The organism is Pseudomonas weihenstephanensis (genome assembly GCF_016812185.1).
In the GTDB taxonomy this organism is placed as follows: domain Bacteria; phylum Pseudomonadota; class Gammaproteobacteria; order Pseudomonadales; family Pseudomonadaceae; genus Aquipseudomonas; species Aquipseudomonas weihenstephanensis.
The window spans coordinates 605898-618942 of sequence record NZ_JAAEBV010000001.1 but is presented as its reverse complement, the minus strand read 5'-3'; the positions used below and the strand labels follow the sequence as shown (position 1 = coordinate 618942).

9 protein-coding genes are annotated in these 13045 nt (G+C 52.1%); 8 read left to right on the top strand and 1 reads right to left on the bottom strand.

What is annotated here, in order from left to right; all coding sequences use genetic code 11:
• Positions 1-57 precede the first annotated feature (57 nt).
• The 4 genes from GYN01_RS02615 to GYN01_RS02600 all read left to right on the top strand — a co-directional run bounded on the left by GYN01_RS02615 (position 58) and on the right by GYN01_RS02600 (position 2370).
• Positions 58-795, top strand: coding sequence for a BamJ family beta-barrel-assembly machinery protein (locus GYN01_RS02615; RefSeq protein ID WP_048365236.1), 738 nt, complete (start codon positions 58-60; stop codon positions 793-795).
• A gap of 415 nt (positions 796-1210) precedes the next feature.
• On the top strand, positions 1211-1549 hold the full coding sequence (locus GYN01_RS02610; RefSeq protein ID WP_203306553.1) for a helix-turn-helix domain-containing protein: 339 nt from the start codon (positions 1211-1213) through the stop codon (positions 1547-1549).
• Positions 1546-1914 (top strand): hypothetical protein, encoded by a 369-nt coding sequence (locus GYN01_RS02605; RefSeq protein WP_048365238.1) that lies wholly within the window; start codon positions 1546-1548, stop codon positions 1912-1914. The genes GYN01_RS02610 and GYN01_RS02605 overlap by 4 nt, the downstream gene beginning before the upstream one ends.
• Positions 1915-2370, top strand: a complete 456-nt coding sequence (locus GYN01_RS02600) for a tetratricopeptide repeat protein (protein ID WP_203306552.1) — start codon at positions 1915-1917, stop codon at positions 2368-2370. It begins immediately after the preceding gene.
• 113 nt (positions 2371-2483) lie between these two features.
• Here GYN01_RS02600 and GYN01_RS02595 read toward each other — a convergent pair whose 3' ends face one another.
• Entirely contained in the window at positions 2484-4565 is a 2082-nt protein-coding gene (locus tag GYN01_RS02595) for a carboxy terminal-processing peptidase (protein ID WP_173426955.1), read from the bottom strand.
• Positions 4566-4704: 139 nt separating this feature from the next.
• On the opposite strand from GYN01_RS02595, the gene GYN01_RS02590 reads away from it, so the two are divergent.
• From GYN01_RS02590 to GYN01_RS02575, 4 genes are all read left to right on the top strand, one after another.
• Positions 4705-5667: a zinc-binding dehydrogenase gene (locus GYN01_RS02590; protein WP_048365241.1), complete on the top strand. Its 963-nt coding sequence runs from the start codon at positions 4705-4707 to the stop codon at positions 5665-5667.
• Between the two features lie 291 nt (positions 5668-5958).
• Positions 5959-7899 carry a hypothetical protein gene (locus tag GYN01_RS02585; RefSeq protein WP_203306551.1) on the top strand — a complete coding sequence of 647 codons (1941 nt, stop codon included), beginning with the start codon at positions 5959-5961 and terminating at the stop codon, positions 7897-7899.
• Positions 7900-8197: 298 nt separating this feature from the next.
• Positions 8198-10234: a hypothetical protein gene (locus GYN01_RS02580; protein WP_203306550.1), complete on the top strand. Its 2037-nt coding sequence runs from the start codon at positions 8198-8200 to the stop codon at positions 10232-10234.
• A gap of 327 nt (positions 10235-10561) precedes the next feature.
• Complete coding sequence (locus GYN01_RS02575) at positions 10562-12916, top strand: autotransporter outer membrane beta-barrel domain-containing protein (protein ID WP_238936071.1); 2355 nt, start codon at positions 10562-10564, stop codon at positions 12914-12916.
• Positions 12917-13045: the final 129 nt, after the last annotated feature.

The window sequence follows — 13045 nt, the reverse complement described above, 5'->3', positions numbered from 1 at the left end:
CTGATAAGCTCGCGGCTTTATTCGATTGCCCATTTGGCGCATGAACAAGGAAATAGCATGAAACAGCATCGGTTGGCGGCAGCTGTGGCTCTGGTAAGCCTGGTACTGGCGGGTTGTGATTCGCAGACCAGCGTAGAGCTGAAAACTCCGGCGCAAAAAGCTTCTTATGGCATTGGCCTGAACATGGGCAAGAGCCTGGCTCAAGAGGGCATGGATGACCTGGACTCCAAAGCCGTAGCTTTGGGCATCGAAGATGCCGTGGGTAAAAAAGAGCAAAAACTTAAGGATGACGAGCTGATCGAAGCTTTCTCTGCCCTGCAAAAGCGTGCAGAAGAACGCCTGACCAAGATGAGCGAAGAAGCGTCATCTGCGGGTAAAAAATTCCTCGAAGAAAATGCCAAGAAAGCCGGTGTGACCACCACCGCTTCTGGCTTGCAGTATGAAGTGATCAAAAAAGCCGACGGCCCTCAGCCTAAAGCCACAGACGTGGTGACCGTTCACTACGAAGGCAAGCTGATTGACGGCAAGGTGTTCGACAGCTCCGTTGAACGCGGCAGCCCGATTGATTTGCCAGTGAGCGGCGTGATCCCGGGTTGGGTTGAAGGCTTGCAACTGATGCACGTCGGTGAGAAGTACAAGTTGTACATTCCTAGCGAACTGGCCTACGGCGCACAAAGCCCAAGCCCGGCCATCCCGGCGAACTCGGTGTTGGTATTCGATCTGGAACTGTTGGCCATCAAAGATCCGGCCAAAGCTGAGCAAGAAACTGCACCGGCAGCCCCTGCCAGCAAATAAGCGGTTCTGGCTTCACGTAACGCCCCGTCTCGACGGGGCGTTTTCGTTTCTGTAGTTCTATTCCTACGCACCTGATGAGCCAGATGCAGACCATTACGTCGCCCGTAATCCTCTGTCTCTAGTGGTTGCTGACTGCCAAGTCAATGAATTTATGGGTTTTTTTATGTGTGTAAAAAACGCCCGATCTGAGCGCAGCCCTTATGGCGCGGGGCTTTCAGCGATGAAAATCAGCTCTGTTCACAAGGTTATCCACAATTTGTGTGGATAACATTTGTCATTCTTCGGGCTGTTGATCCTCACTCAATGATTTTTTCCTACGCAAGATCAAAACCCCAGAGACCTTATCGGCTGTTAGGATTAAGCTTCTAAGGAAAGTTCCGACTCGATTTACTTAAAAGTCTGACGGGGTTTAGTAATGGATCTTCAAATTATCAAGCGCAATGGTGAGCCCGAGTACGCGGTTTTGTCATGGGAAAGCTATCAGGCACTCCTCACAGCCGCAGGTCTTAATCAGCCGTCGGCCCCTGTTGAGCCAATACCGGCGTCCGCCACCGAGCAGGTGCTACCAGGGCTTGATCAATTGCGCACTCTGCGTGAAGCCAAGGGGCTGGCGCTTGAGGCGTTGGCCCGTACGGTAGGCATCAGCCCGTCTTACCTGAGCATGATTGAAAGCGGAGAGCGAAAGCCTGACAGCGCCATCAGTCGCAGCCTGGGTTGGGAGCTTGGCATTGCCGGGTGGAGGGACGCGTCATGAGCGTACGCATCAGTCGTCAACATTGGGAAGGTTTACTGACTGAGCTTGATCAGGCGCGTCGACAGCGCCACTTGCTGACCTACCGCGCGTTGCTGGAGCGTTTGCAACTGCCCAGTCCAGCCATGTTGACCCTGACCGCTGCGCTTGAGCATCTGGCAGCCCTGGACGCCAAATCTGAACAGCCGCTGCGCAGCTCGCTGGTGATCAGCCAAGGAGCCAGCCGCTTGCCGCGTACTGGTTTTTTTGAATGTGTTGAGCGGTTAGGACGTTTTAGCGGGCCGCCTGATGGTATTGCAGCGGCTTCCTGGCACGCCTCCGAGGTGGTCCGCGTTTTTGAGTACGCTTATGAACACGAGGAGGCTTGAGTGGTGTGGCGTCTTAAGGCGCGCTTAAGCTACTGGGTGGCGCGCAAGTTGTTCCACTGGCCGTGGTGTGTACGCCAGCCACGGCTGTGGCGCTGGATGGAGGGCCAATTCGCGCGCATGGCGAACCTGGGCGATACCGATGCTCAAAGCTTCTATGGGCACATTCTGGCCTTTCGCGGGCAAGGGCTGGGCGCCAAGCAGGAGGGCGTGCGTTTGTTGCGACTGGCAGGTCTGGCGGGCGATGGCAAAGCAGCGTATCAAGTAGGCGCTTTCAGTCTGGCGGGCAGCGTGAATAAAGCCCCGGATGCGGCTGAAGCGGTTCGCTGGTGGACGATGGCCGCCAAGGCGGGTCATCCGCTGGCGTCCATCAAGCTGGTGGAGTTGTATCAGCAGGGCGGCCCAGGGTTGATGCCGGATCCCGATCTGGCACGGCGCTATCTACACGACGAAAATTAAGTCAGCTCAGTGGCCACTAAAAAGGGCGGATCGCATAATGCGACCCGCCCTTTTTACATTGTGTGAACGCCGGTGTAGTCGCTAAGGCACTTAGCGACGCGACGGGTTCTGTTTTAGCGTTTGGCCACCTGACCATTAAGCTTGAGGTAGTCCAACAGAATCCGCCCGGTTTCACTCAGGTAGGCGTCATCTTCCGGTTTAGTCTTTTCAGGTTCTACCGGCAAGGCGTCTTCGTCTTCTTTCTTCATTTCTTTGAGTGGCGCTTCACCTTTGGCCTTGCGACGGGCGTTTTCCATTGCCAGTTGCTTGGCTTCAATGTCTGCATGTTGCGCGCGGCGCTCAGCTTCATTGAGGCTGACGGTCTTCTCACTCATCAGCTTTTCGGCCAACGCCAGCTTGTCACGGATAAAGATGAACTCGGCATCTTTGGCCGTGCGCGCATCATGATCAGCCTTGAGCTGAGCAATGAATGGCTTGAACGGGTCAGAAGCAGGTTTGATGGCCGGGCGGATGGTGTCCCACGGCATGGCTTCAGGCAGTGCGCTTTCGCCGATTTCCTTGGTGTCGATGATCGACGGGAAGGCGACGTCAGGCAGGACGCCCTGGTGCTGGGTGCTCTGGCCGGAAACCCGGTAGAACTTGGCCAGGGTCAGTTTCAGTTCGCCATGATTGAGCGGCTGAATGGTTTGCACTGTTCCTTTGCCGAAAGTCTGACCGCCGATGATCAGTGCGCGGTGATAGTCCTGCATGGCACCGGCAAAAATTTCAGAAGCCGAGGCTGACAAACGGTTGACCAACAGTGCCATCGGGCCTTTGTAGAACGCGCCCGGGTTTTCATCTTCAAGGACGTCCACCTTGCCGTCTGCATTACGCACCAGCACGGTTGGGCCTTTGTCGATAAACAGGCTGGTCAGTTCTGTCGCTTCCTGCAACGAACCGCCACCGTTGTTGCGCAAGTCGATGATCACACCGTCGACTTTTTCTTTCTGCAATTCGGTCAGCAGTTTTTTAACGTCGCGGGTGGTGCTCTTGTAGTTCGGATCACCGGCACGGAATGCTTTGAAGTCCAGATAGAACGCCGGGATTTCAATCACGCCCAGCTTGTAGTCTTTGCCATCCTGTTTCAGGTTGAGAATCGACTTTTTCGCCGCTTGCTCTTCAAGCTTCACGGCTTCACGGGTGATGGACACGATTTTGCTGGTCTGGTCATTTGGCGCATTGCTGGCCGGAATCACTTCCAGACGCACCACAGAGCCTTTAGGGCCGCGAATCAGCTTGACCACTTCGTCCAGGCGCCAGCCGATCACGTCGACCATCTCTTTGTCGCCTTGGGCAACGCCGACGATTTTGTCCGCCGGGGCCACTTGTTTGGTCTTGTCGGCAGGGCCTGCTGGCACCAGACGCACGACCTTCACCTGATCGTTATCGCTTTGCAACACGGCGCCGATGCCTTCCAGCGACAGGCTCATGTTGATGTCGAAGTTTTCCGCGTTATCGGGTGACAGATAATTGGTGTGCGGGTCGTAAGACATGGCGAAGGTATTGATATACGCCTGGAAGATGTCTTCGCTGCGCGTCTGATCGAGGCGCGACAGTTGATTCTTGTAGCGCTTGGTCAGCAGCTCCTGAATTTTTGCCGGCTCTTTGCCGGCAATTTTCAGGCGCAGGACTTCGTCCTTGATGCGTTTGCGCCACAGGTCATTGAGTTCGGCTTCGGTTTTGAGCCACGGCGCGTCCTTGCGGTCGATCTGCAGAGCTTCTTTTGCGTTGAAGTCGAACGAATCAACGCCCTTGTTCAGTTCGGCAAGGGCAAAGTCCAGACGCGATTTAACGCGGTCCAGATAGCGCTTATAGATCGTGAAGCCAGGGTTGAGGTCGCCGCTTTTGAGGAAGTCGTCAAATTGGGTTTTCCATTTGTCGAATTCGGCAATATCGCTGGCCAGGAAATAACTGCGCGAAGGATCGAGCAGCTTCAGGTAGCTGTCATAAATGATCGCGGAACGCGCGTCATCCAGTGGCGGCTTGCTGTAATGATGGCGCTTGAGCAGCTCAACAACGTTAAGACTGGCAATTACCTCATCACGATCGGGCTGAAGGTTATCCCAACGGTTAGCGGCGAATGTATTGGCCGACAGCGGCAAAACGCCGAGACCAATGAATAGGGCGAGTGCGGTGCTAGGGAATAAATGCTTCATGCTGATTCGACGCGGGGGCAATTGATAACGCATATTAGGCCGTCTTTGAAGTCGCCGGTTCCATCAAGGACCGGTCGCATAATGCAAAAAGCCCGGTGCTTCAGCGCCGGGCTCAGTCCAGACTCACTATGGAGGCACTGTGAAAGCATTGCAAGGCGTTGAAGGTCAGGTGAAGTGGCTAGAAGAGCCAAGTCCTACCTGTGATGCAGGACAAATTCGGATTCGCGTGGCAGCAGCGGGGCTTAATCGCGCCGACCTTTTACAGCGTGCCGGGTTGTATCCGCCACCACCGGGAGCGAGCCAAGTGTTGGGGCTTGAGTGCTCAGGGGTCGTCAGCGAAGTAGGGCCAGGCTCGTCCTGGCAGGTAGGCGACCGTGTGTGCGCGTTGCTGGCCGGGGGCGGCATGGCTGAAGAAGTGGTGGTGGATGCGCGCCATGCGCTGGCGGTGCCAGAAGGTTTGTCTCTGGTTCAAGCGGCAGCTTTGCCAGAGGTGTACAGCACTGCCTGGCTGAATCTGTTCCAGCTCGCGGGCCTGCGCCCCGGTGAAAAAGTGCTGTTGCACGCTGGGGCAAGTGGTGTGGGTTCAGCCGCCATTCAGCTGTGCAAGGCGTTTGGCAGCCCGTGCTGGGTGAGTGTGGGGTCTGAGGAGCGATTGGCGTATTGCCAATCGTTGGGCGCACAAGGCGGTGTGGTGCGCACCGAGGGGATTGAAGCGCTGAGCGCATTTGGCCCCTTCGATGTCATTCTTGATCCGGTGGGCGGCAATTACGCTGCAAACAACCTCAAACTGCTGAATCTGGATGGTCGTTGGGTGCTGATTGGCCTGATGGGCGGGCGCAATGCACAACTGGATTTGGCCCAGGTGCTGGCCAAACGAGTGCAACTGCTGGGTTCGACGTTGCGCAGCCGCGATGATCAGTTCAAGGCGCAACTGTTAAGTGAGTTGAACCAACACGTGTGGCCCTTGTTCGTAGAGGGTCGCTTAAGCCCGCAATTGGCCAAGACCTTCTCGGTAAAGCAGGCAGAAGCCGCGTTCAATGAGCTGGCGGACAATAATGTGTCAGGCAAGTTGGTACTGATGATCGACGAAACACTTGTTTAATCGCCTCTTAGTATATAGCTGCCTGTGATGTAAAGAGAGGGGCGTATTGGCTGCGCCTCTCTAGCACCACGGGATGTGCTTAGCCTCATTCCTCTCGTTGCTTCTAAGTTACCCCCCGATGTTTAGCAGGTGACCTGTCATTTCTGACAGTAGACAGTGCACGCCAATAAGAGTGCAGTAGCACTGTGCTCGCGGATCATTAAACGTAACGATGCGAGTTCGACGTTGCTCTTGGGAATGGCCGGTAGGCCTACGTTGTCATCACGCGTGTTAACTGTATGTGGGCAAAACATGAATCAAAAAAATAAGTCGTCAGCCAATAATCTGAATGAACATCGCATACCGTTAACTCCACTTCGAGTGCCTGATGTCATAGACCCTACCGACCCTGAGGGTTTACTCCCAAGTGGTTCGGATACGAAAGACCTTCACGCTTACATCGATACCCTGTGGGTCAACCCGGCAGAAGCGCCAGAGTATGACATTATTAAATGGTATTGGGCGCCAAAGAAAATGGACCCCGCCGATGAGCTTTATTGCGCAGGCACTGTTGTTTTGTTAGGGGATATTGATCCCGCGTTGTTTCCTTATAAGTTAGTGTATGACAAATCTTTATTGCAACAGGATGGCGGGTATGACCTGTGGTACACCGTCACCAACTCGGGGACTGGCGTGACCGATACGTCGGTTGAGAAAAAACTGACGGTTGATACTCAAGCGCCCAGTTACGATAAGCAAGCAGGCGCCCTGATACCCCCTGGCGATTTGATGGGTGTGATCACCGATGCTTATTTAGACACGCATGACGATAAAGTTGAATACTCACTTCCATTGCCTCTTTACACGGGGGCTCATGAGCGTGATGTAGTGTCTTTATATTGGTTTGACTCTAATCCAGCGATCGGGCTACCGGTGGCTGAGTTCACTGTCTCTCAAGCGGATATCGACGCGAATGACATTAGGGTTTATTTGACAGGGGATGTCATCCGGGCGGCCCAGAAGAATGGGACTTTTTACGCGGGCTATAAGTTGAGGGATCGGGCGGGCAATGAAACGCTGAACGTCTCTAAAGAAGTCAGCGCCGTGGTAGCGCTGACGCCTTGGCCAAGCATTCTTCCTCCTCCTACAGTGCCCCTGTTTGAAGACGATTCACTGATTCATCGGGCGGATGCGCGCTCAGGCGTATACGCACATATAGAGTGGATCGTCGACACTCAGCCTGGGGATTTGATTGCGTTTGAGTGGGATGGCATTGCACTGTCGGCGGTAGCGGCTAAGTTTCCTTTGGCTGTATACGTACCGTGGAGTGTGATGGTTGCTAATGGACTGGGGCCTCGTAGTGTACAGGTCAGTTATAAATTGGTACGTGGCTCAAGTTCAAAACTGTCCCCCAGTCTATCTGTAAATATTAATTTTACCGTGGCCGGACAGGACCACCCGGGCGCGCCAGCTTTGGTAAACCCTTTACTGAATCATGTAGTGGTGAGGGGTAAGTCCGGGGTTCCTAACGTACTTAAAGCCACCGATAAAGATTTCCCCGTGAAGGCGAGTGTGCCTCTTTATCAAAACCCAGTGGTTGGACAAACGCTGGTGCTTTATTGGGGCACTTGGGCCACTGTGGCGGCTACGTATACGATCAAGACGGGTGACAGTGCAGGGCAGGAGATTTTTTTTACAGACATTCCCTGGACCCTTATCGATTCAGAACCCAACAACCTGGCGTTACCGGTGTACTACGCCACGAGCAATGGCGTGAACCAGCAGCACGCGTCTAACACATTGGTCAGCGTTCAAGTTGAAACCATTGATGATTTATCGATGCCTGAATTCCCCGGTGCTGACAAATGGGGCTATATCAATTGCTCCAGCCTAGAGAAACCCTGGGATGGTATTCGGATCAGAATTGTTTTCACGGGAGGTTATTTTGAATACGGCGATGAGCTGCGAGTATTTTGGCAAGGATGCAGTAATTTTAATGGTACGGACCCTATTGCAGGAACTGAAAAGGAAATTGTACTTTCGGTGCTGAATGTTCATGTGACTCAAGGGTATGCAGATGTCACGGTAGCGCCCTATGAACCTCATATAAAACCGATGGTAGAGGGTTCAGGACGGGTGCATTACACACTTACCAAGAAAGATGGTCGTTTTGGAGAGGCGCGTGCAGACTTTGTGAAAATTACAAGGGTGGTTCCTGGAGGTGATCCTTGCGAGCCACCAGTAAATAGATAGACAACCTGTACACGGATGTACTCAACACTCCGTCAGGGCCTAAGGCAGCAAATTAACAGGCCATAATTTATTTAATAAGTATGAAGTTTCAATGGGGGGGCGTGCGCGGATGTAACGCTGTGGGCTGTCAGCATTCGAATGCGCGACATGTTTGAAGCGCACGTCGCAGGGGGCTCTTTGTCTTAGAAGAGGGGAGGTGATTCAGCAGGTTGTGAAAGTGTTGTTTAGGCGAGTGTTGTACCCATCCTATTGTTTACACCCAATGCAGTAATCATTCAGTGACATGGAGATCGATGAAATGAAAGAAAGTCAGAATAAGGTCACTTCCCAGCAAGCGCGGGAGCATTATTCAAAGTGGCTTAGAAATCGACAGGCTCTAGGAACGAGCCGTGCTGATGGAGCCACCCTCCCAAAGGCTGTTTTGCCCGACTACGTTTTTTGGCCTGATGACCCTAGTTTAGATGGGTATTTACCATTAAAAAAACAAGAAACAGATCTGGTAATAGGTATACCTGCCTGGACGAACGGTGCAGAGGCCGGTGGTGAAGATAAAATTATTATTGAGTGGAAGCGCATTGAAGCGGAAAAATATGTGTCCATTTTGACTGTTCTTCAGCCAGGTCCGAATGAGGACACAGACCCCGATGTGCAAATCACTATTCCACAATTTAATTTTGAGAATCATGCAACTTATATTTTTCGATATTGGGTTGTGAATGAGCTAGGGGAGGGGGGGTATTCAATTGCACAAACCATTACGGTAGATAAAATTGCCCCCCATTATGGGCGCGAGCCGGATGCACTGTCGTTTACAGAACCTGAAGCTGAAAATGGGGACATAACACAGGACTATCTCGATAATCATGGTGATGTACTGGCCGTCACAATCCCGGCTTATGATCAGCCCAAAGCCGGCGATATTGTTGAAGTTTTTATCGAAGGTAATGTTCCTGACCCGGCTGCGATCCCTGTTTTTACCGGGGATATATTTATTAGTCCTCGCGTGGTGAATATCCCTGGTTCACGAATCAGAAGAATTCCAGACGGCCCTCTTTTTGTAACGTATCGATTGATTGATAGAATCGGGAATATAGGGGAATATTCTAAAACGAAAAAATCCTATCTAGCTATCAAACCTTTGCCGGTTGCCCCACTTCCAGCGCCGGGCGTTCCACTCGCAGATGATAACAATACACTCGTCGATATTGCAGATGCTCAAGTGGGGGTCAGTATTACTATACCGCTCTACACTAATTGGGATCCGTCTGATGAGATTATTGTCAATTGGGCCGGTCACAAGCGTGCCCCCTTCACGGTGGGTACATTTCCCGGTAATCCGATAATTATTGATGTGCCCTATTCACTGTTAAAGCTTGGTTATGGCGCGGGCAGTATAGGTGACGTACCCGCGACTGTGGAGTACAGCATCATTAGAGGCAGCGCACAAGTGGAGTCTTTGCAGACCACGGTGAATGTGAATCTTTGGGTACCAGGGCCGACTAACCCCAATGAACCAGGGCCCATTAACCCGTTGCTTAATCTTGTGACGGTTCAGGGCGGAGGGGTCACCCCGCAAGATAACAAGTTACTTGCTTCGGACAAAGGGTTGGATGCACGGGCTTTCCTTTCCCTCTACAGTTCACCTGAAGTGGGTCAGCGCTTGGAGCTTTTCTGGGGCAGTCTTACTGAACCTGTGGCGCTCTATGATATTACGGCAGCAAACAATGGGGGCGATGTAGTTACTTTTAATATTCCATGGAGTGAGATTGAAAAGGAGCCTGGCAGTTCATCAATACCGGTGTACTACAAAATTAGACTGATCGCGGGAGGGGGAGGCTCAAACTCACAGCAGTCAGCCAATCAAAGTGTTGATGTCATCGGCGCGCTACCTATTCTGTTAGGTGAGCCTCAATTCCCTGACAAAGTGATGTCTAGTGGCACACCGCCTATAGCGTCACTGAGCTGCAAATCTTATATCAGTGATGGCGGCGGTGATTATTATGTCAGGGTTAAAATCCCGGGTAATCCTACGCTTCTAAAGGCCGGAGACACGGTCAGTATTACCTGGCAGCCGTATACCGATAGAGCAGCGACTCTGCCTGTCACGTCAGGAAAGTGGGAGCTGTTAAATAAAATCCTGACCAAGGATGAGGCGGCCAACGGTTTTGAAATTCAGGTGAAACCTTATTTAGATCATATTGAGGTCGTTGGCTCTAAGGGGGCAGTGAAAGTGAGTTACACCGGTACGCCAGCAGGAGGGAGTTCTATTCCAGGGGAAGCAACTATTTATGCCTCGTCTACGCGTCCTGGCGGCGGGTGCATTATCTTTCCTTAGGGGGTGAAAGAGGTGAAGTGATTATGAAAGAGGGCATTGCGCCCTCTTTCATAGTTAAGGGCGTTTGGCAGCTTTTGTGGTGTCGGGTTAGTGGCATGTTATGACTTTTTTGTTCCTGTAGAACTCATCTATTAATCATCTCAAAGTATGTGGCCTTTTTTTGTAGAGGGAGAGGGTGACATGTAGGTGTTTTCCTACGTATAAGAAGGGCTTTTACTACATTGCACTGGGAGGTTTGTCAGTAATCTAGCGCCTGGTAGCTGACCTGAACTATTAAGGGTTTGGGGGCGGTTAACCTTCACAGCTTTATACTCACGGAGTATTTGTATGCGCGTTATACGAATGTCACGATGGTTTTCCTCAGAAAGTATGCCACATGCTCTTCTGTTGGGTGCTTTTGTTGTGGCGAGCCCCTCTGCGGGCGCTGTACTCATTGAAAATGGAACCACGATTACTATAAATGCTGGCCATCCTAAAACGGACTATACGCTGCGCACAGGGGCCACACTTAATATTGATGGAGGCACGGCTGACCAGGTGAGTTCAAATGCCTCCAACCTGAACATTAATAAAGGTGATACCGCAGAAATTGTTGGATTAAACGGTTCGGTATTAACGCTCAGCGGCGCTACGGTAACGGGTACTGTGGGCAGTGGTCTAGGCATTGAATTGCACGAGAGTGAGGCAACAATATCAGCAGGCAGTACGGTTATCAGTGACGGTATTGGACTTAATGCGATGCAGAATTTGGGGGCGGTCACGGGGTCTACATTTAATGTGTCTGACAGTACGATTATTGGCACTACAGCCGGTGCCCAAGCGTCAGGGCATAGCGCACTTAATTTCACTAACTCGCATGTTGAAGCGACAGGCGAAGGCAGCGCTGGACTCATTCTGTTCAGTGCGGATGTGACAGCCAAAAATAGCAAAATTATTGGCGAAGCCAATGGCATCAGGGTGTTTAGAAACGGATCTACTAATCCCAAGGAAGGCAATATAGTTCTAGACGGTACATCTGTTCAAGGTGTTACCGGTTCTGCGATTCTTGTGGATGGGGCTGGGCGTAAAATCCCTGACGTCAACCTGGATATTATTAACGGCTCGACACTGCTAGCGGGCAATAACCTCTTGTTGGATGTCACAGGGGGCGCCACGGCCAACGTGAATGTTTTAGACAGTCATCTTGAGGGCAATATCAAAATGTCCGGGGACAGCACGGGCAATCTTGATTTCACTCATGGCTTCCTGACGGGCGATGTCATTGCCGAGGCAGGAAGTACAGCGCGTATTACTTTGGACAAGGCCTCCGTATTTACCGGCAATGTGGACAATGTTGAGAGGGTTGTCATCAGCAACGCTTCGCGTTGGAACATGAAGGGTGACAACAGCGTGGGTACGCTGGACTTGCACGACGGTACGGTCGATTTCGGTTCAAGTACCCCCGGCACCTTTTACCAGTTAAATGCTGAGCATCTTTCTGGCCAAGGTACGTTTGTCATGGACGTCGATATGGTTCGCAGCATGGGCGACAAGCTCAATGTGACAGGAGAAGCCACCGGCAGTCATAGTCTGCTGGTCACTGCTACGGGGGCTGAACCAGTCAGCAACCCTGCCGACCTGACTCTGGTGCATATCGCGTCCGGTGATGCGACGTTTGGCCTGGCCAATGCCGCGCCCCGCGTTGATCAAGGTACTTACTCTTATGCGCTTGAGTCCAAGTCTGATGGTGCTGGTGGTACAGAGTGGTTTTTAGGTGCCAACAAGCACATCAGCCCTAGCGCAAGTTCGGTGTTGGCCTTGTTCAACACAGCGCCTACTGTTTGGTACGGAGAGCTGAGTTCTTTACGCAGTCGTATGGGTGAGCTGCGTTTCGATGGTGGCCAGTCAGGTGTCTGGATGCGTTCGTACGGTAACAAGTTCAATGTCTCTGAAAGCACTGGGCTGGCTTATAAACAAACCCAGCATGGTTTCTCGTTGGGCGCCGATGCGCCCCTGCCCATCGGTGATGGACAGTGGTTAGTAGGGGTCCTGGGGGGGACCAGCAAATCGGACCTGGACTTGAGTCGTGGTACTTCGGGCACGGTGAAAAGCTACTACGTAGGTGCCTACACCACCTGGCTTGATCAAAGCAGCGGCTATTACGTCGATGCTGTGCTCAAGTACAACCGTTTTAGCAACCAGGCCAAGGTTTCTATGAGTGATGGCGCACGCGCCAAGGGCGACTACGACAACGCCGGTCTTGGTGCATCTGCCGAGTTCGGGCGTCACATCAAGCTGGACGATGGTTATTTCATCGAACCCTTTGCCCAAGTTGCGGGTGTTGTGATTCAGGCTAAGGATTACGGCTTAAACAACGGGATGGAAGCAGAAGGTGATCGTACACGTTCATTATTGGCCAAAGCGGGCATGACCGCAGGGCGTAACGTGGCATTAAAAAATGGGGCCATAGTTCAGCCTTATATTCGGGCAGCAATGGTTCATGAGTTCGCCAAAAACAATGAAGTTCAGGTGAATAACAACGTGTTTAACAATGACCTGTCGGGTTCACGTGCTGAGTTCGGTGCGGGGCTGGCAGTGTCAGTCACGAGCAACCTGCAAGTGCATGCAGACTTTGACTATGGCAACGGCAAAAATATTGAACAGCCATGGGGGGCTAATGTGGGGTTACGCTACAGTTGGTAAGTAACCCATGCGCGATTTAGCTCAATGGCTAATTGAGAGCGCCTGCGCATAACAGGTAATGTCCTAAACACCTCAATCTCCCTGTTAGAGGACGATTGAGGTTTTTTTTTGCGGGGATTGTGGGTGTTG

Bases quoted from the DNA above. Each gene is read 5' to 3' on its own strand.
- GYN01_RS02585 (WP_203306551.1), top strand. From the start codon at position 5,959: ATGAATCAAAAAAATAAGTCGTCAGCCAATAATCTGAATGAACATCGC.
- GYN01_RS02575 (WP_238936071.1), top strand. From the start codon at position 10,562: ATGCGCGTTATACGAATGTCACGATGGTTTTCCTCAGAAAGTATGCCA.
- GYN01_RS02610 (WP_203306553.1), top strand. From the start codon at position 1,211: ATGGATCTTCAAATTATCAAGCGCAATGGTGAGCCCGAGTACGCGGTT.
- GYN01_RS02605 (WP_048365238.1), top strand. From the start codon at position 1,546: ATGAGCGTACGCATCAGTCGTCAACATTGGGAAGGTTTACTGACTGAG.
- GYN01_RS02595 (WP_173426955.1), bottom strand. From the start codon at position 4,565: ATGAAGCATTTATTCCCTAGCACCGCACTCGCCCTATTCATTGGTCTC.
- GYN01_RS02580 (WP_203306550.1), top strand. From the start codon at position 8,198: ATGAAAGAAAGTCAGAATAAGGTCACTTCCCAGCAAGCGCGGGAGCAT.
- GYN01_RS02615 (WP_048365236.1), top strand. From the start codon at position 58: ATGAAACAGCATCGGTTGGCGGCAGCTGTGGCTCTGGTAAGCCTGGTA.